The sequence below is a fragment of the Micromonospora desertarenae genome, assembly GCF_056150265.1.
In genome coordinates this window covers 18480-41055 of the sequence record NZ_JAXCFQ010000006.1, presented here as the reverse complement: position 1 = coordinate 41055, position 22576 = coordinate 18480, and the positions used below count along the sequence as shown (strand labels likewise).

General features: G+C 73.5%; 21 protein-coding genes and 1 tRNA gene. 7 read left to right on the top strand and 15 right to left on the bottom strand.

All coding sequences use genetic code 11. The features are described 5' to 3' along the window. The first annotated feature begins 8 nt into the window (after window positions 1-8). From galE to SM577_RS14410, 3 genes are all read left to right on the top strand, one after another. Window positions 9-1031, top strand: coding sequence for a UDP-glucose 4-epimerase GalE (gene galE / locus SM577_RS14420; protein WP_474581145.1), 1023 nt, complete (start codon window positions 9-11; stop codon window positions 1029-1031). After that, on the top strand, window positions 1028-2188 hold the full coding sequence (gene galK, locus SM577_RS14415; protein ID WP_474587091.1) for a galactokinase: 1161 nt from the start codon (window positions 1028-1030) through the stop codon (window positions 2186-2188). Before galE ends, galK begins: the two co-directional genes overlap by 4 nt. Before the next feature lie 91 nt (window positions 2189-2279). After that, window positions 2280-3410: a tetratricopeptide repeat protein gene (locus SM577_RS14410; RefSeq protein WP_474587090.1), complete on the top strand. Its 1131-nt coding sequence runs from the start codon at window positions 2280-2282 to the stop codon at window positions 3408-3410. 19 nt (window positions 3411-3429) lie between these two features. On the opposite strand, the gene SM577_RS14405 is transcribed toward SM577_RS14410, so the two are convergent. From SM577_RS14405 to SM577_RS14365, 9 genes are all read right to left on the bottom strand, one after another. Further along, window positions 3430-4734: a sulfate adenylyltransferase subunit 1 gene (locus SM577_RS14405; protein WP_302918331.1), complete on the bottom strand. Its 1305-nt coding sequence runs from the start codon at window positions 4732-4734 to the stop codon at window positions 3430-3432. Beyond that, the gene (gene cysD, locus SM577_RS14400) at window positions 4734-5642 is read right to left on the bottom strand and encodes a sulfate adenylyltransferase subunit CysD (protein ID WP_302918332.1); all 909 of its coding nucleotides are present in this window, start codon (window positions 5640-5642) and stop codon (window positions 4734-4736) included. The genes SM577_RS14405 and cysD overlap by 1 nt, the downstream gene beginning before the upstream one ends. Window positions 5643-5714: 72 nt before the next feature. After that, entirely contained in the window at window positions 5715-6548 is an 834-nt protein-coding gene (locus tag SM577_RS14395; RefSeq protein ID WP_302918333.1) for an inositol monophosphatase family protein, read from the bottom strand. A 139-nt stretch (window positions 6549-6687) separates the two neighbouring features. Further along, window positions 6688-7278, bottom strand: coding sequence for an aminoacyl-tRNA hydrolase (pth, locus tag SM577_RS14390; protein WP_302918334.1), 591 nt, complete (start codon window positions 7276-7278; stop codon window positions 6688-6690). Between the two features lie 94 nt (window positions 7279-7372). Further along, a complete protein-coding gene (locus SM577_RS14385; RefSeq protein WP_302918335.1) occupies window positions 7373-8062 on the bottom strand; it encodes a 50S ribosomal protein L25/general stress protein Ctc in 690 nt (229 codons plus the stop codon). A 427-nt stretch (window positions 8063-8489) separates the two neighbouring features. Beyond that, the gene (locus SM577_RS14380) at window positions 8490-9470 is read right to left on the bottom strand and encodes a ribose-phosphate diphosphokinase (RefSeq protein WP_302918336.1); all 981 of its coding nucleotides are present in this window, start codon (window positions 9468-9470) and stop codon (window positions 8490-8492) included. 60 nt (window positions 9471-9530) lie between these two features. After that, window positions 9531-11066, bottom strand: coding sequence for a bifunctional UDP-N-acetylglucosamine diphosphorylase/glucosamine-1-phosphate N-acetyltransferase GlmU (gene glmU, locus SM577_RS14375; protein ID WP_474587089.1), 1536 nt, complete (start codon window positions 11064-11066; stop codon window positions 9531-9533). Window positions 11067-11158: 92 nt separating this feature from the next. Then, a tRNA-Gln gene (locus tag SM577_RS14370) sits at window positions 11159-11230 on the bottom strand. A 25-nt stretch (window positions 11231-11255) separates the two neighbouring features. Continuing rightward, window positions 11256-12104: a helix-turn-helix domain-containing protein gene (locus SM577_RS14365; RefSeq protein ID WP_474587088.1), complete on the bottom strand. Its 849-nt coding sequence runs from the start codon at window positions 12102-12104 to the stop codon at window positions 11256-11258. A 136-nt stretch (window positions 12105-12240) separates the two neighbouring features. On the opposite strand from SM577_RS14365, the gene SM577_RS14360 reads away from it, so the two are divergent. Together SM577_RS14360 and SM577_RS14355 are read left to right on the top strand one after the other, a co-directional pair. Continuing rightward, window positions 12241-13203 carry an acyl-CoA desaturase gene (locus SM577_RS14360; RefSeq protein WP_474587087.1) on the top strand — a complete coding sequence of 321 codons (963 nt, stop codon included), beginning with the start codon at window positions 12241-12243 and terminating at the stop codon, window positions 13201-13203. A 107-nt stretch (window positions 13204-13310) separates the two neighbouring features. Beyond that, window positions 13311-14000: a TetR/AcrR family transcriptional regulator gene (locus SM577_RS14355; RefSeq protein ID WP_302918339.1), complete on the top strand. Its 690-nt coding sequence runs from the start codon at window positions 13311-13313 to the stop codon at window positions 13998-14000. Window positions 14001-14007: 7 nt separating this feature from the next. On the opposite strand, the gene SM577_RS14350 is transcribed toward SM577_RS14355, so the two are convergent. From SM577_RS14350 to SM577_RS14325, 6 genes are all read right to left on the bottom strand, one after another. Beyond that, window positions 14008-14490, bottom strand: a complete 483-nt coding sequence (locus SM577_RS14350; protein ID WP_302918340.1) for a DUF4383 domain-containing protein — start codon at window positions 14488-14490, stop codon at window positions 14008-14010. A gap of 183 nt (window positions 14491-14673) precedes the next feature. Beyond that, window positions 14674-15129 carry a DUF4383 domain-containing protein gene (locus tag SM577_RS14345; protein WP_302918341.1) on the bottom strand — a complete coding sequence of 152 codons (456 nt, stop codon included), beginning with the start codon at window positions 15127-15129 and terminating at the stop codon, window positions 14674-14676. 114 nt (window positions 15130-15243) lie between these two features. Then, window positions 15244-17043 carry an ABC-F family ATP-binding cassette domain-containing protein gene (locus tag SM577_RS14340; protein WP_302918342.1) on the bottom strand — a complete coding sequence of 600 codons (1800 nt, stop codon included), beginning with the start codon at window positions 17041-17043 and terminating at the stop codon, window positions 15244-15246. 181 nt (window positions 17044-17224) lie between these two features. After that, on the bottom strand, window positions 17225-18178 hold the full coding sequence (locus SM577_RS14335; RefSeq protein ID WP_474587086.1) for a 4-(cytidine 5'-diphospho)-2-C-methyl-D-erythritol kinase: 954 nt from the start codon (window positions 18176-18178) through the stop codon (window positions 17225-17227). Window positions 18179-18323: 145 nt separating this feature from the next. Continuing rightward, window positions 18324-19226, bottom strand: coding sequence for a 16S rRNA (adenine(1518)-N(6)/adenine(1519)-N(6))-dimethyltransferase RsmA (gene rsmA / locus SM577_RS14330; RefSeq protein ID WP_474581172.1), 903 nt, complete (start codon window positions 19224-19226; stop codon window positions 18324-18326). Next, window positions 19223-20140: a TatD family hydrolase gene (locus SM577_RS14325; protein WP_474587246.1), complete on the bottom strand. Its 918-nt coding sequence runs from the start codon at window positions 20138-20140 to the stop codon at window positions 19223-19225. Before SM577_RS14325 ends, rsmA begins: the two co-directional genes overlap by 4 nt. 269 nt (window positions 20141-20409) lie before the next feature. Here SM577_RS14325 and SM577_RS14320 point away from each other — a divergent pair, with 269 nt between their 5' ends. Beyond that, complete coding sequence (locus tag SM577_RS14320) at window positions 20410-21651, top strand: hypothetical protein (protein ID WP_474587085.1); 1242 nt, start codon at window positions 20410-20412, stop codon at window positions 21649-21651. A 70-nt stretch (window positions 21652-21721) separates the two neighbouring features. Further along, window positions 21722-22573, top strand: coding sequence for an alpha/beta fold hydrolase (locus tag SM577_RS14315; protein WP_474581152.1), 852 nt, complete (start codon window positions 21722-21724; stop codon window positions 22571-22573). The last annotated feature ends 3 nt before the right edge of the window (window positions 22574-22576 follow it).

Below are 22576 nucleotides of genomic sequence, written 5' to 3'. Positions count from 1 at the left end.
ATCACCACATGGTCGCGGCCGGAGCGGCCAGGCAGGAGGGGACCGACGTGAAACTGCTCGTCACCGGCGGCGCCGGCTTCATCGGCAGCGTGGTGACCCGGATGCTGCTGGACGCCGGGCACCAGGTGGTCGTCCTCGACGACCTGCGCACCGGGCACCGGGCCGCGCTCGCCCCCGAGGCGACCCACGTCGAGGCGTCCATCCACGAGGCGGCCCGGGTGGTCACCCCCGAGGCCGGCTTCGACGGGGTGCTGCACTTCGCCGCCCTGATCGCCGCCGGCGAGTCGATGGTCAAGCCCGAGCTCTACTGGCACACCAACACCGTCGGCACGCTCGCGCTGCTCGACGCGGTCCGCGCCGCCGGGGTGCCCCGGCTGGTCTTCTCCTCCACCGCCGCCGTCTACGGCAATCCCACCGAGCTGCCGATCCCGGAGACCGCCGTCAAGGCCCCCACCAACACGTACGGGGCCACCAAGCTCGCCGTCGACATGGCGCTCACCTCCGAGGCGATCGCGCACGGCCTGGCCGCCGTCTCGCTGCGCTACTTCAACGTGGCCGGCGCGCACCTCGACGGCGACGTCGCGCTCGGCGAGCGGCACGACCCGGAGACCCACCTGATCCCGATCGCGCTCGAGGTGGCCGCCGGCCGCCGGGAGAAGCTCCAGCTCTTCGGCGACGACTACCCCACCGTCGACGGCACCTGCGTGCGCGACTACATCCACGTCGCCGACCTGGCCCGGGCCCACCTGCTCGCGCTGGACACCGCGACCGGCGGCCAGCACCGGATCTACAACCTCGGCAACGGCAGCGGCTTCACCAACCGGCAGGTCGTGGACGTGGTCCGCGAGGTCACCGGGCACCCGGTGCCGGTCGAGGTCGCGCCGCGCCGCGAGGGCGACCCGGCCGAGCTGGTCGCCTCGTCCGCGCTGGCCCGCAGCGAACTCGGCTGGGTGCCGCGGAAGCCGACCCTGCACGACATGGTCGGCGACGCCTGGGCCTTCTACCGCGCCCACGTGCTGGAGCAGCGGTGACCGACGACGTCGCGGCCCGCGCCACCGCCGGCTTCCGCAAGGCGTACGGGGCGGAGCCGGCGGGCCGCTGGGCGGCTCCCGGGCGGGCCAACCTGATCGGCGAGCACACCGACTACAACGACGGCTTCGTGCTCCCCTTCGCGCTCTCCCTGCGCACCGTGGCGGCGGCCGCCACCCAGCCCGGCGAGACCTGGACCGTCTGGTCGGAGCTGACCGGCGAGACGGTCACCTTCGGTGCCGCCGAGGTCGCCGCGCCGGGCCGGGTCACCGGCTGGGCCGCGTACGTGGCCGGGGTGGTGTGGGCGCTGCGCGAGGCCGGCCACAGCGTGCCCGGCGCCCGGCTGGCGATCGCCTCCGACGTGCCGCTCGGCTCCGGGCTCTCCTCCTCGGCCGCGCTGGAGTCGGCCGTGCTGGCCGCCCTGGTCGACCTGGCCGGGCTGGACCTGCCCGCCGAGCGGCGGCCCCGGCTGGCCCAGCGGGCTGAGAACGCCTACGTCGGCGCGCCGACCGGGATCATGGACCAGTCCGCCGCCATCCGCTGCCGGGCCGGGCACGCGCTCTTCCTCGACTGCCGCGACGAGTCGGTCGAGCACATCCCGTTCGACCTGGAGGCCGCCGGGCTCGCCATGCTGGTGGTCGACAGCCGGGCCCCGCACCGGCACGCCGACGGCGAGTACGCGGCCCGCCGCAAGTCCTGCGAGCACGCCGCCGAGCTGCTCGGCGTACCGGCGCTGCGCGACGTCACGGTGGCCGGGCTGGACGACGCGCTCGCCCGCCTCGACGACGACGAGACCCGCCGGCGGGTCCGGCACGTGGTCACCGAGGACCAGCGGGTGCTGGACACCGTCGCGCTGCTGCGGGCCGGCCGGATCCGCGAGATCGGCCCGCTGCTGACCGCCTCGCACGCCTCGATGCGGGACGACTTCGAGATCACCGTGCCGGAGATCGACACCGCCGTCGAGGCGGCGCTGGCGGCTGGGGCGCTCGGTGCGCGGATGACCGGCGGCGGGTTCGGTGGCTGCGTCCTCGCCCTGGTCGACGCCGACGCCGCCGAGCCGGTGGCCGCCGCCGTCACGGCCGCGTACGCCGAGCGCGGTTTCACCGCCCCCGGGCACGTGACCGTGCTGCCCGGTCCGGGCGCCACCCGCCTGGACTGAGCCGCCGTCCCGGCCCGCCGCCAGGCGACGGTCCGAAGGCGACGGTCGGTAGGGTGTCCCGGCGGGCGACGCGACGGACTGGGGAGGCGACGTGGGCGACGCCGGTGTGACCGCGCAGGAACGGGCGCTGGCGCTGATCCGGGTCGGGCGGCACGCCGACGCGGCACGGGTGCTGACCGACCAGCTCGCCGAGCAGCCCGAGCACGTCGGCGTGCTGCTCATGCTGGCCCGCTGCCGCCGGGAGCTGGGCCAGCTCGCGGAGGCCATGCGCGTGGTCGGCCGGGCGCTGGGCTTCGCCACCGCCAAGGAGCACCTGCTCGCCGAGAAGGCCCGGATCCTGCTGGCCGCCGGCCACGCCGGGTACGCGGCGGCCGCCGCCCAGCGGGCGCTGGACCTGGCGCCGGGGTCGTGGGAGGCGAACGCGCTGCTGGCCGAGGCGCTGCTCACCCTCGGCAACCCGACCCGGGTGGTGGTCGCCCGCCGGTACGCCGACACCGCGCTGGATCTCGCCCGGCACATCCCGGACGTACACCTGCTCGACGCCCGCCTGCACGCCCGGATGGGCCGGCCGCGGGCCGCGCGGGCGGCCTGCCGGCAGGCCCTCGCCCTGGACCCGGCGTACGAACCGGCGCTGCGCCAACTCGCGCTGCTGGACGCCGCGCGGGACCGGGCGGGGCGGGCCGCCCGGGGCTTCACCGCCGCGCTGGCCGCCGACCCGCAGAACCCGGGGGCCGCCGCCGCGCACGAGGCGGTCGCCGCCGCGCTGTGCTGGCGGCTGTTCGACCTGCTGGTGCTGGCCGCCCTCGGGCACTGGGCGCTGTTCGCGACGATCGCCGGCGCGCTCGGCGACGCGGGCCGGCCCGCCCGGCTGGCCGCCGCGGTGGCGGTGCCGCCGCTGGTCGCCGCGGCGGGCGTGCTGGCCTGGCGCCGGCAGCCGGCGGCGGTGCGGTGGCAGCTGCGCCGGCAGCTCGGCTCGACCTCGGTGCTGCTCTGCCTGCTGCTCAGCCTGACCGTGGCCGCCGGTCTGGTGGTCGGCAGCCTCGCGCCGGTGCCGGGCGCGCTGCTGCTGGTCCCCGGTTGCGCGATCTTCGCGTTCCGCGCCTGGCGCCAGCTCGGCCGCCGCGCCGCGCCGGCCGTCCGCTGGCTCGGCTACCGGATCTGGACCCGGCTCGCCGCCCGCACCACCCTGTCGACCCCGGGCGCCCCGACCGGAGGTTCCTGACCGGCGCGCCGGGGCCGGGTCAGGAGGCTTCGATGATCATGCCGGCGCCGACCGTACGGTTGGTGGTCTCGTCGATGATGACGAAGCCGCCGGTGGTGCGGTTGCGCCGGTACTCGTCGGCGAGCAGCGGGATGGTGGTCCGCAGCCGCACCCGGCCGATCTCGTTGAGCCGCAGTTCGCCGGCCGCCTCGTCGCGGTGCAGCGAGTTGATGTCCAGCCGGTAGTTCAGCCCGCGCACGATCGCCCGGGCCGAGCGGGTGGTGTGCTTGATGGCGTACTTGCCACCGACCTGGAGCGGCCGGGTCTCGTCCATCCAGCAGACCATCGCCTCGATGTCCTGGGCCACCGCCGGGGCGTTGTTCGGCCGGCAGATCAGGTCGCCCCGGGAGATGTCGAGCTCGTCTTCCAGGCGTACGGTCACCGACATGGGCGGGAACGCCTCCGCCACCGGCCCGTCGGCGGTCTCCACCGCGGCGATCCGGCTGGTGAACCCGGACGGCAGCACCATCACCTCGTCACCCGGCTTGAGCACGCCCGAGGCCACCTGACCGGCGTAGCCCCGGTAGTCGGTCACGGTGGTGGACTGCGGGCGGATCACGTACTGCACCGGGAACCGGACGTCGACCAGGTTGCGGTCGCTGGCGATGTGCACCCGCTCCAGGTGGTGCAGCAGCGACGGCCCCTCGTACCAGGGCATGTTCTCCGACCGGCTGACGATGTTGTCGCCCCTGAGCGCGGAGACCGGCACCACGGTCAGGTCCGGCACCTCCAGCTTCGCGGCGAACGCGGTGAACTCGTCGGCGATCCGCTCGAAGACCTCCTGCGAGAAGTCGACCAGGTCCATCTTGTTGACGCAGAGCACCAGGTGCGGGACCCGCAGCAGCGAGCAGAGGAAGGCGTGCCGGCGGGACTGCTCGACCAGGCCCTTGCGGGCGTCGACCAGGATCAGCGCCAAGTCGGCGGTGGACGCCCCGGTGACCATGTTCCGGGTGTACTGGATGTGCCCGGGGGTGTCGGCGATGATGAACTTCCGCCGCGGGGTGGCGAAGTAGCGGTACGCCACGTCGATGGTGATGCCCTGCTCCCGCTCCGCCCGCAGGCCGTCGGTGAGCAGCGCCAGGTTGGTGTACTCGTCGCCGCGCGCCGCGCTGACCGCCTCGACGGCGGCGAGCTGGTCGGTGAAGAGCGACTTGGTGTCGTACAGCAGCCGGCCGATCAGGGTCGACTTGCCGTCGTCCACGCTGCCCGCGGTGGCGAAACGCAGCAGGTCCATGGGGCGGCCGGAGGTCTCGGTGGCCGCCGGCGCCACGGTCTCGGTGGTCATCAGAAGTAGCCCTCCCGCTTGCGGTCCTCCATGGCGGCCTCGCTGACCCGGTCGTCGCCCCGGGTCGCACCGCGCTCGGTGATCCGGGTGGCGGCGACCTCCTCGATGACCTTCTCCACCGTGTCGGCGTCCGAACGGACGGCGGCGGTGCAGGACGCGTCGCCGACCGTGCGGTAGCGAACCCGCGCCTTGAACCGCTCCTCACCCGCGCGCGGCCGGAAGAACTCGTTGACCGCGTAGAGCATCCCGTCCCGCTCGACCACCTCGCGCTCGTGCGCGTAGTAGATCGACGGCAGCGCGATCCGCTCCCGGGCGATGTAGTGCCAGACGTCCAGCTCGGTCCAGTTGGACAGCGGGAAGACCCGGATCGACTCGCCCGGGTGGTGCCGGCCGTTGTAGAGCGCCCACAGTTCGGGACGCTGGTTCTTCGGGTCCCACTGGCCGAACTCGTCCCGGAAGCTGAACACCCGTTCCTTGGCCCGGGCCTTCTCCTCGTCCCGGCGGGCGCCGCCGAAGAGCGCGTCGAAGCGGTGCTTCTCCACCGCGTCCAGCAGCACCGGGGTCTGGATCCGGTTGCGCATGCCGTCGGCCGACTCGCGCACCAACCCGCTGGCCAGCGCCTCCGGCACGCTCGCCACCACCAGTTGCAACCCCAGCTCGGCGACCCGCCGGTCCCGGTATTCGAGAACCTCGGGGAAGTTGTGCCCGGTGTCCACGTGCATCACCGGGAACGGGATGTTGGCCGGCGCGAACGCCTTCTGGGCCAACCGCAGCATCACGATCGAGTCCTTGCCGCCGGAGAAGAGCAGCACCGGCCGCTCCATCTCGGCGACCACCTCGCGCATCACGAAGATGCTCTCGGCCTCCAGCGCGTCGAGGTGCGAGACCTGGTAGGCGGGGCGGGTCACGGGCGGGGCTCGATTCGCTCGCTCATCCGATTCCAGACCTTTCCGGTCGGGTACGTCAGGAAGACGCTCAGGCTACCCCGAATGTCTCTGCAACGCCGCAAGCAACCGGGGGGCGAGATCCGCACGGCAGACCAGCAGGTCGGGCAGGCGCGGATCCGCCTCGTTGTATTTCAGCGCAGAACCATCGATCCGGGAAGCGTGCAGCCCGGTGGCCGTCGCCACAGCCACCGGCGCCGCGGAGTCCCACTCGTACTGGCCGCCGGCGTGGATGTAGGCGTCCACCTCGCCGGTCACCACCGCCGCGATCTTGGCACCGGCCGAGCCCATCGGCACCAGGTGCGCCCCGACGTCCTCCGCCAGGTCGGTGAGGAAAACCGGCGGCCGGCTCCGGCTGGCCGCCAGCCGGAGCGTCCGCCGCCCACCCGCGGCCGCCGCCTCCAGGGTCAGCGGGGGGTACGCCGGCGGATAGTCGGTGGCCAGCACCCGCTGCTGCGCCGGCAACCCGACCGCCCCGGCGACCAGCCCGTGCGGCGTCGGCGCGGTACGCGACCAGAGCGCCACGTGCACCGCCCAGTCCGAGCGCCCCTCCTCGCCGAACTCCCGGGTGCCGTCCAGCGGGTCGACGATCCACACCCGGTCGGCGGTCAGCCGGGACACCGCCCCGGTGTTCACCTCCGCCGCCCAGGCCAGCCGCGACCCCTCGTCCTCCTCGGAGAGGACCGCGTCACCCGGCCGCCAGCGCGCCAGCTCGGTCCGGATCAGGTCGTGCGAGACCTTGTCCCCGGCCGACTTCAGCGCTCCCGCGTCGGCGAACCCCAGCTCGGCCCGCAGCGCCAGCAGCGCCTGACCGGCCCGGGCCGCCAGCCAGCGGGCGAACGCGCCGTCGATCATCGGAGGACTGCCCATGACTTCCGCTCCCGTCGCCTCGTCCCATCCCGCGCCACCCGACGCGCCTGGCGACGACCCGCGCCGCCGGTCGGCACCACTCGGGCGAAAGGCGCAGACTACCCGCCGGCGACGCCCGGTCCCGGACGCCCCGCCCGGCTCACGAGCCGTGGTAGAGGTTCTGCGTCGGCTCCACGCCGCGGGTGACGACCGACTCCACCACGTCCGCGGCCCGGTCCACCAGGAACTCCAGCTCCTTGCGCTCCACCGCGCCGAAATCCGACAGTACGTAGTCCGCCGGGTCCTGCCGGCCCGGCGGCCGACCGATGCCGAACCGCACCCGCACGTAGTCCTTGGTGCCCAGCGACTTCGACATCGACCGCAGGCCGTTGTGCCCGCCCTCGCCGCCGCCGCACTTCACCCGCAACTGCCCGTAGCCGATGTCCAGCTCGTCGTGCACAGCGATCACCTGACCCGGAGCGACCTTGTAGAACTGCGCCAGCGCCGCCACCGGCCCGCCGGAGAGGTTCATGTAGGTCAGCGGCTTCACCAGCACCAGCTTCGGCCCGCCGAAACCGAGCCGGCCCTCGGCGACCTCCGCCACCGCGCGCTTGTGCCGGCCGAACTTCGCGCCCAGCCGCCCGGCCAGCAGGTCGGCCACCATGAACCCGACGTTGTGCCGGTTACCCGCGTACTCCCGGCCCGGGTTGCCCAGGCCGACCACCAGCCACGGCCCCGCCTCGTCCGTCACGACCCGCCCCTCCCGCTGTCGCTGCCACCAGATCCGAATACGCCGACAGGCGCCCCCAACCGCTCGGGGACGCCTGTCGCACGAAGCGAACCGATCAGGCCTCGGTACGCGCCTCGGCGTTCTCCTCGCCCTCGGCGGCCGGAGCTTCCTCGGCGCCCTCGGTGACCTCGCCGACCTCGGCCTCGGCCTCCTCGGCGGCCTCCTCGACCTCGGGCAGGGTGGCCTCGAGCTGCTCGGCCGTCGGGGCGGCGGTCACCGTGGCGACCGGCAGCTCCGGGTCGATGGCGAGCTCGACGCCGGCCGGCAGCGCCACGTCACCGGCGGTGACCTGGACACCGGCCTCGGCGCCCTCGATCGACGCCTCCAGGTGGTCCGGCACCTTGGTGGCGTCGGCGGTCACCGAGAGGGTGTCGTGGTCGTGCACGATCAGGGTGTCCTTGGCGGCCTCACCGGTCAGCTGGACCGGGACGTCGACGGTGACCTTCTCGCCGCGCCGGACCAGCAGCAGGTCGACGTGCTCGAAGGTGTCCTTGATCGGGTCACGCTGGATCGCCTTCGGCAGCGCCAGCGCCTGGGTGCCGTCGCTCACCTCGATCGCGAAGAGCTGGTTGGCGCCACCCTTACGGATCGCCGCGGCGAACTCCCGGGCGGGAAGCGCGATGTGCTTGGGCTTCTCGCCGTGGCCGTACAGCACGGCGGGCACCTTGCCGGCCCGGCGGGTACGACGGGCACCACCCTTGCCGAACTCGGTACGGGGCTCGGCGCTGATCTTTACCTCGGACACGGGGAAACTCCTGATGCTTCGCTGCGGCGGCTTGTCGTCTGGCGGTGCTGGGGCGAGGGGCTCGCTGGGGCTCATGCGTCATGAACGACTGCCCGGAGCACCGCGTCGATCACGGTGCCTCCGTGCGGCGCTTGTCAGCGGCCCGCCGGGCACCCTCGCCGTGGCAACCGCACCAGTCTACCCGAGCTGATTCCGCGCTCTCCGGCAGTCCCCAGGTCTGCGCGCCGCGGCCACCCCGACGCCCCCCAGCCGGCCGGCCAGGACTCCCCCGCCGGGGGGCGAATCTCCACGGCCGCACCCGGCGCGCACCCGGCCGTGCCGATCGCGACGGGCCGGGCCCTGGCGTTGTGCACCGCGCTCGGGGCGAATCCGGGCCGGTGCCCGCCGGGCGGCGGGGATCAGGCGTCGCCCGACCCCCGCCGGCCGGTCAGCTCAGGCCGCCGAACAGGGTGGTCACCGACCCGTCGTCGAACACCTCACGGATCGCCCGGGCCAGCAGCGGCGCGATCGACAGCACGGTGAGCTTGTCGAGCTGCTTCTCCGGCGGCAGCGGCAGCGTGTTGGTCACCACGACCTCGCTGATCGGGCTGTTCTTCAGCCGCTCGGTCGCCGGGTCCGAGAGCAGGGCATGGGTGGAGGCGACCACCACGTCCGCCGCGCCGGACTCCCGGAGGATGTCCGCCGCCCGGCAGATCGTCCCACCGGTGTCGATCATGTCGTCGACGATCAGGCAGACCCGCCCCTCGACCTCGCCGACCACCCGGTTCGCCACCACCTGGTTCGGCTTCAACGGGTCCCGGGTCTTGTGGATGAAGGCCAGCGGGCAGCCGCCCAGCCGGTCCGTCCAGCGCTCGGCCACCCGCACCCGGCCCGAGTCCGGCGCGACCACGGTCATCGGCCGGCCGGCGTACTTGTGCTGGACGTACTCGGCGAGCACGTCCATCGCGAAGAGGTGGTCCACCGGGCCGTCGAAGAAGCCCTGGATCTGCGCGGTGTGCAGGTCCACGGTGAGGATCCGGTTGGCGCCCGCGGTCTTGAGCAGGTCGGCGATCAGCCGGGCCGAGATTGGCTCCCGACCCCGGTGCTTCTTGTCCTGCCGCGAGTACGGGTAGAACGGCAGGACCACGGTGATCCGCTTCGCCGAACCCCGCTTCAGCGCGTCGATCATGATCAGGGTCTCCATGACCCAGGTGTTGACCCCGTGCGTGACGGACTGCACCACGAAGGCGTCCGAACCACGCACCGAGTCCTTGAACCGTACGAAGATCTCACCGTTGGCGAAGTCGTACGCGTCGGCCGGCGTCGGCGCGACGCCGAGCACCTCGCCGATCTCCCTGGCCAGTTCCGGAAAGGCCCGTCCGGAGAAGAGCATCAGGCTCTTGCGGTTTTCGGCGACGATGCTGCCCATGGCCCGTCTGCTCCCGTTGTGGTCGGTGGTGCCCGGCGCGCGGTGGTGGTGGGCCGGGGACTATTCGGTTGCAGTATCTCCCCTGCCAGACGCCGGGCCCACCGCGTCGGCATCCCCGTGGATTGCCTCACCTTCGCTTGCGGCACCCGCCCCGGCCGACGCACCCTCGGCCGCCCGCTGCGCCCGCTCGGCCGCCGCCGCGGAGACCGTGCCGGGCCGCTTGCGCGCCACCCAGCCCTCGATGTTGCGGTGCGGCGCCCGGGTGACCCCGAGCGCGCCGGGCGGCACGTCCTGGGCGATCGCGCTGCCCGCCGCCACGTACGCCCCGGCGCCCACCTCGACCGGGGCGATCAGGCTGGTGTCGCAGCCGACGAAGGCCCCCTCGCCGACGACAGTGCGGTGCTTGTTCACCCCGTCGTAGTTCACGAAGATCGTCGCCGCGCCGATGTTGGCCTTCGCGCCGATCGTCGCGTCACCCACGTACGACAGGTGCGGCACCTTGGCGCCCTCGCCGACCTCGGAGTTCTTCACCTCGACGAACGTGCCGACCTTCGACTTCTCGGCCAGCCGCGCGGCCGGCCGCAGGTACGCGTACGGCCCGACGCTGGCCCCCGGGCCGATCTCGGCGCCCACCGCGTGGCTGCGCAGCACCGTCGCGCCGGCGCCGACCACCGTGTCGATCAGGGTGACGTCCGGCCCGACCACCGCGCCGGTGCCGACCACCGTGCCGCCGCGCAGCTGGGTGTTCTGGTCCACCACCGCGTCCCGGTCCAGCGCGACGGTCACGTCGATCCAGGTGGTGTCCGGGTCCAGCAGGGTCACACCGGTCCGCATCCAGGCCTCGTTCACCCGGTCGCGCAGCAGCCGGCGCAGCGCGGCCAGCTCGACCCGGTCGTTGCAGCCCAGCGTCTCGACGTGGTCGGCCGCGACGTGCACCGCCACCGGCTCGCCGGCCGAGACCAGCAGGCCGAAGACGTCGGTCAGGTACTCCTCGCCCTGGTCGTTGTCGGTGGAGAGCTTGCCCAGCGCGTCCCGCAGCCGGGCCGCGTCGAACGCGTAGATCCCGGCGTTGATCTCGCGGATCGCGCGCTGCACGGCGGTGGCGTCGCGCTCCTCGACGATCCGCTCCAGCCGGCCGTCGGCGTTGCGGACGATCCGGCCCAGGCCGGTCGGGTCGGGCACCTCGGCGGCGAGCACTGTCGCCGCGGCGCGCTCGCCCTCGTGCGCGGCCACCAGCGCGGCGACCGTCTCCGGGCGGAGCAGCGGCACGTCACCGTTGATCACCACGACGGTCCCGGTGGCGTCCGGCGCGGCGTCCAGCGCGATCCGGACCGCGTGGCCGGTGCCGAGCTGCTCGGCCTGGAGCACCGGAGTGGCCTCGGGCGCGATCTCGGTCAGGTGGCCGCGCACCTGGTCGGCGCCGTGGCCGACCACCACCACCGTGCGGTCCGCGCCGAGCGGTGCGGCGGCGGTCAGCACGTGGCCGAGCAGCGTACGGCCGAGCAGCGGGTGCAGCACCTTGGGCAGCGCCGACTTCATCCGCTTGCCCTCACCGGCGGCGAGCACGACGACGGTGCGGGTGTGGGGCTGGGACACGACGCGGCTCCAGTCGGGACGACGGACAGTCTCGCGGCCATGCTAACCAGACGGCGGGTCGCCGTTGGCGCGGCCACAACGAATGCGTTGAGCTGGGGTGCCTGGATTCGAACCAGGAGCTCAAGGCTCCAAAGGCCTGCGGGTTGCCGTTACCCCACACCCCAATAGCGTGTCAATCTCGGCGACCCGTCAATTCACGTCCGTGCCGCCGGAGATCTGGAACAGCTCGGTGATCATACCTTCGATCCGCCAGTAGAGCTCGCGGCTGCGCGGCACCGTGATCACCAGACAGCCACGATAGCCGTCGCCGGTGTTTCGGCGCACGGTGGCCGGATTGTGTTTCTTCAGGGTGGCGCGCCGGAAGCGGCCGGTCGGCAGCCCGAGCCTCCCGGCCCACCACCGCGCCGCGGCGTCGGCGTCGGCCGTCTCGTGGATGCTGACCCGGTAGGTCGGCACGCTCCGCTCGACGCCGCACGCGTCGAGGAAGCGCAGGAACAGCGCCAGCAGGCCGGGGTCGCTGTTGACGAACTGCACGCGGTCGTCGCGCCGCCAGGGCTTCGACTTGGTGCCCTCGCACCAGTAGATCGCCGCGCCCAGCAGCAGGAGATCGCGTTCGCCGAGCGGGCCCACCGTCTCGGCCGCACGCTGCCGGACAACCGCCCGCGCGGCGTCGCGCGCCTGCCGGTGAGCCGCCCAGCGCGCCTCGGTCATCCGCGCCACGTGGCCGCGACGGCGCTCGGCAGCCTCGTCGTCCGGGTCGAGCGGCAGGTGCTTCACCCATTGGTAGGCGGTGGACTTGGCGACCCCGAGCTGCCGGGCGATGTCGTTCACCGACCGGCCGAGCGCGCGCAGCTCGACCGCCTCGGCCCGCAGGTCGTCCTTGGCGTTGGGGCGGCGGACCCGCTCGGGCGCCGGCACCCCGCGCAGCAACTCGTAGACCTTGGTTCGGCTGAGGCCGGTGCGGGCCCGGATCTCGCGGACGGAGAGCTGCTCGGCGGAGCGCAGGCGGCGCACCTCGGCGGCGAGCGAATCGACCATGAGCAGCAGATTAGAACACCCGTACGACGTTCTCAGGCATTCATTCCCGGAACTCTCCCGTGCGAAGCGCGGTGCCACAAGTTACGGTGACGTAGGCGTAACTTTGCGATCTTGTCCGACCCCTCTGCGAGGTGCCATGTCGACCTCTCTGCTCGACCCGAACAACGCCGCCGGCCCCAAGCCACTTACCCAGGGGGCGCAGTCCCCAGGCATCCTGGTCGCCCTCTGGGCGTTCGTCGTGATCCCCTTCGTAGCCCTGATCGCGGCCGTCCCGGTCGCCTGGGGTGGCTGGTTGAGCTGGACCGACGTGGCCATCGCCCTGCTCTGGTACGTGGTGTCCGGGCTCGGCATCACGGTCGGCTACCACCGCTACTTCACGCACGGCTCGTTCAAGGCCAAGCGGTGGCTGCGGATCGCGCTGGCCGTCTCCGGTTCGCTGGCGGTGCAGGGCGAGATCATCCAGTGGGTCGCCGACCATCGCCGCCACCACGCCTTCTCCGACCAGGAGGGCGACCCGCACTCGCCGTGGCGGTTCGGCGAGAGCCTCGGCGGGCTGACCCGCGGGATGTTCCACGCCCACGTCGGCTGGCTCTTCGGCCGCGAGCTGTCCAACCGGGAGCGGTTCGCGCCGGACCTGCTCGCCGACCGGGACATCCGCCGGGTGGACCGGCTCTTCCCGCTGCTGGTCACCGTCTCGGTGCTCGGCCCGGCGCTGATGGGCGGCCTGCTCACCTGGTCCTGGCAGGGCGCGCTCACCGCGCTCTTCTGGGGCGGGCTGGTGCGGATCGCGCTGCTGCACCACGTGACCTGGTCGATCAACTCGGTCTGCCACGTCTACGGCGAGCGCCCGTTCGCGGTGCGCCAGGGCGACCGGGCGTCCAACTTCTGGCCGCTGGCGATCCTGTCCTTCGGTGAGAGCTGGCACAACCTGCACCACGCCGACCCGACCAGCGCCCGGCACGGTGTGCTGCGCGGGCAGGTGGACATCTCGGCCCGGGTGATCTGGCTGCTCGAGAAGGTCGGCGCGGCCTACAACGTGCGGTGGCCGAAGCCCGAGCGGATCGCCGCGAAACTCGTGAAGCCGGTCGCCGAGCCGTAAACCGGGCAGTGCCGGCGGGGGTTACCTGGCAGTATTGCCGGGTGACCGAGCGAAGCGCTGGCCCCATCCCACGACAGGGCGTCACCGAACGCCGGCGAGGTGACGACATGGCGGACGCCGCGGGCAAGGACGCGGGCACCGGCCGGCGGCGGGTGGTCCCGGCGGCGGCGGGCAAGGCCACCTCGCGGGTGCGGATGTCGGCGGCGCAGCGCCGGGAGCAGCTGATCTCGATCGGCCGGCAGATCTTCGCCGAGCGCGGTTTCGACGCCACCTCGATAGAGGAGGTGGCGGCCCGCGCCAAGGTCTCCAAGCCGGTGGTCTACGAGCACTTCGGTGGCAAGGAGGGGCTGTACGCGGTGGTGGTGGACCGGGAGGTCCGGTCCCTGCTGGACCGGATCACCACGGCGCTGACCGCCGGTCACCCGCGGGAGCTGTTGGAGCAGGCGGCGTTGGCCCTGCTCGGCTACATCGAGGAGGAGACCAGCGGGTTCCGGGTACTGGTGCGGGAGTCGCCGGTGATGTCGGCGACCGGCAACTTCAGCAGTGTGATGAACGACGTGGCGCACCAGGTGGAGCACATCCTGGGCGCGGAGTTCTCCAGCCGGGGCTACGACCCGAAGCTGGCCGAGCTCTACTCGCAGGCGCTGGTGGGCATGGTGGCGCTGACCGGCCGCTGGTGGCTGGAGGTGCGCAAGCCGCGCAAGGAGACGGTGGCCGCGCACCTGGTGAACCTGGCCTGGAACGGGTTGTCGCACCTGGAGGCCAAGCCGGGCCTGATCACCGTGCGGAGGCGCTGACCGGCGCTCAGGACCGGCGCAGGTGGGACTCGTGCACCGGGTGGTTGCGGTGGGTCCGCAGCTCCTCCGCGTGCTCGTCGGTGCCGACCTTGCCGTACAGGCCGGTGCCGAGCAGGATGAGGCCGAAGATCATCGAGACCACGACGGTGGACATCGAGAAGTTGAGGAAGTTGGCCTCGGTCTGCAGTACGGACATCATGAGGATGCTGGTGACCAGGAAGACGATCCCGGCGGTCAGGTTCATGTAGTGGCCGAGGTTGCCGCGCCGCGAGGCCCCGATGATCAGCACGATCCCGAACACCACGGAGGCCAGGGCGAAGGCGAGGTTGGTGCGGAGCCCGAGCACCCAGTGGCCGTCGCGTTCGAAGAGCGGGTCACCCCAGGTCTGTGCGACGCCCCAGACGCCGAAGACCAGGATGTAGAGGCCGACCAGCCCGGCCAGGGCCCGGTAGATCGGCCGTGCCGGATGGTTCACCGGGAAGTGCACCATCGCCCGTCCTCCGTCCGAATGGCTGCGATTCACCAGGATTGTCACCCGGGCCACCCGCACCTGTCTGCCGAACCGCCAGCCGGGTCCTCGGCGAACGACGATCAGGCCCGGAAACGACTTCGCCGGAGCCGGACCTGCGCGGGGCAGGTCGGGCTCCGGCGAATCCGGAGGCGCAACCCTGGATCAGAGGACGAGGCGGGCCTTCTCGAACGCCTCGCGCTCCTCGTCGGTGCCGACCTTGCCGTACATGCCGACCATCAGCAGCACCAGGCTGAGCACCATCAGCACGATGACGGTGGCGATGCTGAAGTTGAAGATGTTGGCCTCGGTCTGGATGAACGCGAGCCCGGCGAGGCTGACCACCATCAGCAGGTACGCCAGCCACTGGTTGACCACCACGTCGACGTTGCGGCCGATCGCGGTGCCGGCCAGCACGGCGAGCCCGATCAGGATGCTGATCAGCGAGAAGCCGAGGTTGGTGCCCTGCCCGAGGGCCCGGGTGTCGTCCTGGGCGAGGACCTCGTTGCCGGCGCTCGCGATGATGCCGAGCACCCCGAAGACGACCAGGTACAGACCGGTGAGCCCGCCGATCGCCCGGTAGACCGGCCGCGCGGGGTGGTTGACGGGGGTGTGGGCCATCTCTGAGTCTCCAACGCCGTTCGGGTGAGGGTTCGCCGACGATTGTCCCGCACGTCGAGGTGTGACGCCGCACACGGGTCCCGGTGTGCCGGGACCCGGGTGCGGCGGGGCCGGTCAGCTCGCCGGGATCTCGTCGGCGAGGGTCAGCCACGCCTCCTCGGTCCGCTCCCGCTCGCCCCGCAGCTCCTTGAGCTGGGCGTCGAGTTCGGCGACCTTGGCGTAGTCGGTGGCGTGCGCGGCGAGCTGGTCGAGCAGCGCCGTCTCCTTCTGCTCCAGCTTGGCGACCTGCCGTTCCAGCCGGGCCAGTTCCTTGCGGGCCTGCCGCGCCTCGGCGGCGGACATGCCGGCGGCCGCGGGGGCCTTCGGCTGGGTGGGCGTCAGGGCTTCGGCCGGGGCGGCCCGGCCGGCGGCGCGGGCCAGGTACTCGTCGACGCCGCCGGGCAGGTGCACCAGCCGGCCGTCGCCGAACATCCCGTACGCGGTGTCGGTAACCCGTTCGATGAGGTAGCGGTCGTGGCTGGCCACCACGATGGTGCCGGGCCAGGAGTCGAGCAGGTCCTCCAGCGCGGCCAGGGTGTCGGTGTCCAGGTCGTTGGTGGGCTCGTCGAAGAGCAGCACGTTCGGCTCTCCGGCGAGCAGCCGGAGCATCTGCAGCCGGCGCCGCTCGCCGCCGGAGAGGTCGCTGACCGGGGTCCAGAGCCGCCGGTCGTCGAAGCCGAAGATCTCGGCGAGCTGGGCGGCGGAGATCTCCCGGTCGCCGAGCTGGACCCGCCGGGCGACCTCCTCGACCGCTTCGAGCACGCGCAGCTGGCCGGGGAGTTCGGCGAGTTCCTGGGAGAGGAAGGCCGCCCGCACCGTGGAGCCGGTGGCGAAGCGGCCGTCGTCGGGGCGGGTGACGCCGGCGAGCATCCGGAGCAGGGTGGTCTTGCCGGCCCCGTTGGCGCCGAGGACGGCGATCCGGTCGCCGGGCCCGACCTGCCAGGTGACGCCGTCGAGGATGGTCTTCGGCCCGGCGTGCAGGGTGACCTGCTCCAGGTCGTACACCTGCTTGCCGAGCCGGGCGGTGGCGAGCTTCTGCAGCGACATGGTGTCGCGCGGCGGTGGCACGTCGGCGATCAGCGCGTTGGCCGCCTCGATCCGGAAGCGCGGCTTGGAGGTGCGGGCCGGCGCGCCGCGGCGCAGCCAGGCGATCTCCTTGCGGAGCAGGTTCTGCCGGCGGGCCTCGGTGGCGGCGGCGACCCGCTCGCGCTCCGCCCGGGCCAGGGTCCAGGCGGCGAAGCCGCCGTCGTAGGACCGGACGGTCTGGTCGGCGACCTCCCAGGTGGTGGTGCAGACGGCGTCGAGGAACCAGCGGTCGTGGGTGACCACGACGAGGGCGCCCTTGCGGCCGAGCAGGTGCCGGGCCAGCCAGTCCACGCCGCCGACGTCGAGGTGGTTGGTGGGCTCGTCGAGGATGAGCAGGTCGCAGTCGCGCACCAGCAGCGCGGCCAGGGCGACCCGGCGGCGCTCGCCACCGGACATCGGGCCGACCGGCTGCTCCAGGCCGAGGTGCGGCATGCCGAGCCCGTCGAGGATGGCGCGCACACCGGCGTCGCCGGCCCACTCGTGTTCGGCGCCCATGCTCTCGCCGAGCCAGGCGGTGCCGAGCACGACGTCCCGCACGGTGGCGTCGGGGGCGAGCTGGAGGCTCTGCGGCAGCCAGGCGACCCGCAGGTCGCGGCGGTGGGTGACCCGGCCGTCGTCCGGTTCCTCCTGCTTGGTGAGCAGCCGCAGCAGGGTTGACTTGCCGGCGCCGTTGAGCCCGACGACGCCGATCCGGTCGGCGTCGTCCAGGCCGAGCGAGACGTCGGTGAGCAGCGGCCCGGCGGCGCCGTAGCCCTTGGACACCCGGTCCAGGTTGACGATGTTGGCCACTACCCACCTCCCATGATCAAGGCGTCCCGGGTGCGGGACGCCTGTGACAGTCGAGGGTACGCGGGCGCCGTGCCCGTCCGGCCGGGCGCCGGGCCCCTGTCGGTCAACCGCCCCGCGCACCCGCTTGTTCCGTCCCGCCCCGAGGGCCCGACAGGCCGGCGGGCGGCGGGTGATGACCGGCTCAGACGATGCGTGCCCCGGCGACCGGTCCGTGCGCCACCCGGGCCTCCCGGCACACCCCGGCCGCCGTCAGCTCGGCGGCGATCCGCCCGGCGTGCGCCTCGTCGGTGGCGAGGAAGACGCAGGTCGGCCCGGAGCCGGAGACGAGGCCGGCGAGCGCGCCGGCCGCCTCGCCGGCCTTCAGGGTGGCGGCCAGCGACGGGCGCATGGCCAGCGCGGCGTCCTGGAGGTCGTTGCCGAGCGCGGCGGCGAGCACCCGCGGGTCGCGCTGGCGCAGGGCGGCGAGGAGCGCGTCGGTGCTGCCCAGCGGGGGGCGGGCGGTGCCGGCCGCGCGGAGCCGGTCGAGTTCGGCGTAGGCGGCCGGGGTGGAGAGCCCGCCGTCGGCGATGGCCACCACCCAGTACCAGGAGGTGGGGCGGGCCAGCACCGGGCTGACCGCCTCACCCCGGCCGGTGCCCAGCGCGGTGCCGCCGTGGATCAGGAAGGGCACGTCGGAGCCGAGGTCGGCGGCGATGCCGGCGAGTTCGTCGCGGGACAGCCCGGTGCCCCAGAGCGCGTCGCAGGCGACCAGCGCGGCGGCGGCGTCGGCGCTGCCGCCGGCCAGCCCGCCGGCGAGCGGGATCTGCTTGCGCAGGTGCAGCCGGGCGTGCGGGAGGACGCCGGCGTACCCGGCGAGCGCGTGGGCCGCCCGGATCACCAGGTTGGAGTCGTCCAGGGCCAGCTCACCGGTGCCCTCACCGGCCATGGTGAGGGTGAGCGTGTCGCCGCGGCGGGCGGTCAGCTCGTCGTAGATCGAGATGGCGTGGTAGACGGTGTTCAGTTCGTGGTAGCCGTCCCGGCGCAGCGGGCCCACCCCGAGGTGCAGGTTGACCTTGGCGGGCACCCGTACCCGGACCGGCCCGCTGGCGCCCCGCCGCCGCTCGTCCTCGTCGTCCGGTCGCCACGCCTCGGTCACGGGACGTCGTCCCGCGGGCACGGGCGGACCTCGAACGGCTTCTCCACGATCTGCTCCTCGGCGCAGTGGCGGCCAGGCTCGCACCGGCCGCCGACCAGGGGGTACGGGTACACGTGCAGCGGCCCTCGGCGGACCCGGCGCCAGCCTACTGGGCGGCGGGGGCGGCGGCCGGAGCCGACGCGGCGATGGCGGCGAACTGCTCCACGGTGAGTGACTCACCGCGCGCGCCGGGGTCGACACCGGCGGCGGTGAGCGCCGCGGCGGCCCGGTCGGCGCCGCCGGCCCAGCCGGCCAGCGCGGCGCGCAGGGTCTTGCGGCGCTGCGCGAAGGCCGCGTCCACCACGGCGAAGACCCGTTCCCGGGGTACGTCCGGCCGGGGCGGCTCGCGGCGGGTGAAGGCGACCAGCCCGGAGTCGACGTTCGGCACCGGCCAGAACACGTTCGGCGGCACCCGACCGGCGGCCCGGGACCGGGCGTACCAGGCGAGCTTGACCGACGGCACGCCGTACACCTTGGAGCCGGGGCCGGCGACCAGCCGGTCGGCCACCTCCTTCTGCACCATCACCAGGCCGTGCCGCAGGCTGGGCAACTCGGCGAGTAGGTGCAGCACCACCGGCACGGCCACGTTGTAGGGCAGGTTCGCCACCAGCGCGGTCGGCGCCGGCTCGGCGAGGTCGGCGGCGCCGACGCGCAGCGCGTCGGCCCGGTGCACGGTGAGCCGGCCGGCGTCCGGGCCGGCGTGCCGCGCGGCGGTCTCCGGCAGCGCCCCGGCCAGCACCGGGTCGATCTCGACGGCGTGCACGTGCGCGGCGACCGGGAGCAGGGCCAGGGTGAGCGAGCCGAGGCCGGGGCCGACCTCCAGCGCCACGTCCTCGGGGGTCAGCCCGGCGGCGGTGACGATCCGGCGGACGGTGTTCGGGTCGTGCACGAAGTTCTGGCCCAGCTTCTTGGTGGGCGCGACGCCCAGCCGGGCGGCGAGGTCCCGGATCTCCGCCGGGCCGAGCAGGCCGCCCGGCCCGCGCGGCGGCTCGGCGCCGGCCGGGCTCACCACGGCCCGAAGACCCGGTCGCCGGTGGCGGAGATCGCCGCGCAGAGCTCGTCCAGGTCGGCGCCGGTGGTGGCGGCCAGCGACCGGACGGTCAGCGGGATCAGGTACGAGGCGTTGGGCCGGCCCCGGTGCGGCATCGGGGTGAGGTAGGGGGCGTCGGTCTCCACCAGGATCTGGTCCAGCGGGGTGAGCGCGGCGGCCTCGCGCAGCGGGCCGGCGCTGCCGAAGGTGACGGTGCCGGCGAAGCTGAGCAGGTAGCCGCGGCGCACGCACTCGGCGGCGAAGTCGGCGTCGCCGGAGAAGCAGTGCAGCACCACGGTGTCCGGCGCGCCCTCGTCGTCGAGGATCCGCAGCACGTCGGCGTGCGCGTCGCGGTCGTGGATGACCAGGGCCTTGCCGTATCGCTTGGCGATCGCGATGTGCGCCCGGAAGCTCTCCTCCTGGGCGGCGCGGCCCTCGTCGCCGGTGCGGTAGAAGTCCATCCCGGTCTCGCCGACGCCGCGGACCCGGTCCCGGGCGGCCAGCGCCTCGATCTCGCGCAGCGCCTCGTCCAGGTCGGCCAGCCGGGGCGCCTCGTTGGGGTGCAGCGCCACGGTGGCCAGCACCGCCGGGTGGCGCTCGGCGGTCTCCGCGCCCCAGCGGGAGGAGTCGACGTCCACCCCGACCTGCACCAGCCGGTCGACGCCGACCGCGGCGGCTAGGGCGACGGCCGCGGCGACCGGGTCGTCGGCCGGCCCGCCGCCGGGTACGCCGGCCTCGCTGACGGTGATGTCGAGGTGGGTGTGGCTGTCCAGCACCGGGCCGGGCAGCGGCTCGGGCGCGGGCGGGAACTCCCCGGCGCGGCGGGCGGCCCGGGCGCGCCGGGACTCGCGCCCGGTCGTCTCTTCGGTTGGCTCGGTCATCACCCAAAGGATCACACACCGGCCGGGTCCACCCGAGCGCCACCTGACGTTCACCTCGGCTACCCAGGGCGACTCTACGGTCGCGGGATGGGTGAGCGGACCGTGGTGGGGAGGTGACGACATGAGCGAGCGACAGCGAGCGAATCATCGACTCAGCGCGGACATGCCTCATGACGGCACGCAGCGCAGCGGAGTGCCGGCATGAGCGAGCGACAGCGAGCGAATCATCGACTCAGCGCGGACATGCCTCATGACGGCACGGAGCAAAGCGGAGTGCCGGCATGAGTGTCCTGCCCCGGGCCGGCGGGGACGCCGGTCAGCGGACCGGGCTGCGGGTGGCGTACGGCGGCGCGGTGTATCCGGCCGAGGAGATCGCCCGGGGTGCGGCGTACGAGGTGTTCAGCGCCGACGAGGTGGCCGGCTTCGAGCGGTCACCGCGGCCGGGCAGCGCGCTGCCGTGGCGCCGGTTCGTGCACGTCACCGAGGTGAGCGCGGTGTACGGGGCGCCGGCGCCGGCCGAGGAGCCGGAGGCGCCGCTGATGCTGCCGGCGCACCGGGAACGCGGCTTCGCCCAGGTGCAACAGTTGAGCCAGCAGCCGGCCGCCGCCGGCGACCCGGTGCTGGCCGCGGTGCGCGGCTCGGCGCTGATCCGGCGGGGCACCCGGATGGTCAAGGTGCTCTCCCCCGGCCAGCTCGCCGGTTACCTGCGCGGCTGGCTGCCGCACGGCTTCTGCTACCGGGAGCACGACGTGGCGCACCTGCGCGGTGCGGCGGCCACCGCGGTGCTGCGTACCGACTCCGACAGCGGGCCGGGCGACGTGACGTACGTGCTGCGCTGGCGGGCGGCCGACCCGGGCGACTACGAGGCGCCGGTCGGCGCGGCGCACCGGGGGCTGACCGCCCTGCCGCCCCGGGACCGGCTGGGCCCGCCGGTGCTGGGCACCGGGTTCGTGCCCAGCGGCAGCCAGCTCGTCCCGGAGTTCGTCACCCGGGACTTCGCCGACCTGCCGATGCCGGCCAACGCCACCCTGCTCGCCTATCCGGCGGAGGGGGTGGAGGTGGTGCTCTACAGCTACCAGGCGGAGCAGCGGGGCTGGCTGCGGATGGTCGGCCCGCAGTGGCGGCACCTGCTCGCCGCGGTGCCGGGGCTCTCCCCCGACCAGGAGTACCTGCCGACCGGCGAGGTGCCCCGCTCGACCCAGCTGGTCGGCGCGTACGGCGGCGGCGAGTACGAGGCGGTGGCCGACCTGCCCGGCGGGTTCCGGGTGCTGGCGATGACCCGGGCCGCCCGCTACCCGGTCGAGGCGGTGGCCCGGCGGCTGCGCCACGCCCGCTGGCGGGGGGTGGACTGCCTGGTGCTCCGGGAGGAGGCCGGCTGGCGGCGGATCCGCCTGCGCCGGCCGGATCCGGACGCCGTGGCCGCTACCGGGGCGCAGTGCCAGGAACGGGGCGTCTACGAGACCTGGGCGCCGGCCGCGGAGGTCACCGACGACCGGGTGGTGGATCTGCCCTACCACCTCTGACCGGAATACCGGACCGGGGTGCGGGAATGCGCCGGGCGAGTTGACCACGAGCCCGATTTCAGGAGTGAGCATGCCCTTCATCACCGTGGGTACGGAGAATTCCGCCCCGATCGACCTGTACTACGAGGACCACGGCAGCGGCCAGCCGGTCGTCCTGATCCACGGTTTCCCGTTCAGCGGGGCGACCTGGGAGAAGATGAGCGGTCCGCTGCTCGCGGCCGGCTACCGGGTGATCACCTACGACCGGCGGGGCTTCGGCAACTCGGCGCAGCCCAGCGTGGGCTACGACTACGACACCTTCGCCGCCGACCTCGACGTGCTGATGACCGAGCTGGACCTGCGCAACACCATCCTGGTCGGGCACTCGATGGGCACCGGTGAGGTGACCCGCTACCTCGGCGCGTACGGCTCGAACCGGGTGGACCGGGCGGTGCTGTTGGCCCCGCTGGCACCGTTCCTGCTGAAGACGGCGGACGACCCGCAGGGCGTGGAGAAGAGCCTCTTCGAGGGCTTCAAGCAGGCGATCATCGACGATCGCTTCGCCTTCCTCACCCAGTTCTGCAACAACTTCTTCAACTGGGACGAGAACAAGGGCAAGGTGGTCAGCGAGGAGGCGTACCGGGCGCACTGGGAGATCGGCGCGCGGGCCTCGGCGAAGGGCAGCCACGACTCGGTGGACGCCTGGTTGACCGACTTCCGCAACGACGTGCCGAACATCGACGTCCCGGTGTTGATCATCCAGGGCGACAAGGACAAGGTGCTGCCCTTCCCGGCGACCGGCCAGCGTCTGGCGCCGATGCTGCGCGACGCCAAGCTGGTCACCCTGAACGGGGCACCGCACGGCATCCCGTGGACGCACCCGACCGAGGTGAACAACGCGATCATGGAGTTCATCGGCGCGCCGGCGATGGCCCGCGCCTGACCG

Excerpts from the sequence above, each read along its gene's own strand:
- galE (WP_474581145.1), top strand. The coding sequence starts at position 9 with ATGGTCGCGGCCGGAGCGGCCAGGCAGGAGGGGACCGACGTGAAACTG.
- SM577_RS14405 (WP_302918331.1), bottom strand. The coding sequence starts at position 4,734 with ATGACCACCGAGACCGTGGCGCCGGCGGCCACCGAGACCTCCGGCCGC.
- SM577_RS14395 (WP_302918333.1), bottom strand. The coding sequence starts at position 6,548 with ATGGGCAGTCCTCCGATGATCGACGGCGCGTTCGCCCGCTGGCTGGCG.
- SM577_RS14380 (WP_302918336.1), bottom strand. The coding sequence starts at position 9,470 with ATGGGCAGCATCGTCGCCGAAAACCGCAAGAGCCTGATGCTCTTCTCC.
- SM577_RS14365 (WP_474587088.1), bottom strand. The coding sequence starts at position 12,104 with ATGGTCGATTCGCTCGCCGCCGAGGTGCGCCGCCTGCGCTCCGCCGAG.
- SM577_RS14360 (WP_474587087.1), top strand. The coding sequence starts at position 12,241 with ATGTCGACCTCTCTGCTCGACCCGAACAACGCCGCCGGCCCCAAGCCA.
- SM577_RS14355 (WP_302918339.1), top strand. The coding sequence starts at position 13,311 with ATGGCGGACGCCGCGGGCAAGGACGCGGGCACCGGCCGGCGGCGGGTG.
- SM577_RS14350 (WP_302918340.1), bottom strand. The coding sequence starts at position 14,490 with ATGGTGCACTTCCCGGTGAACCATCCGGCACGGCCGATCTACCGGGCC.
- SM577_RS14345 (WP_302918341.1), bottom strand. The coding sequence starts at position 15,129 with ATGGCCCACACCCCCGTCAACCACCCCGCGCGGCCGGTCTACCGGGCG.
- SM577_RS14320 (WP_474587085.1), top strand. The coding sequence starts at position 20,410 with ATGAGTGTCCTGCCCCGGGCCGGCGGGGACGCCGGTCAGCGGACCGGG.
- SM577_RS14315 (WP_474581152.1), top strand. The coding sequence starts at position 21,722 with ATGCCCTTCATCACCGTGGGTACGGAGAATTCCGCCCCGATCGACCTG.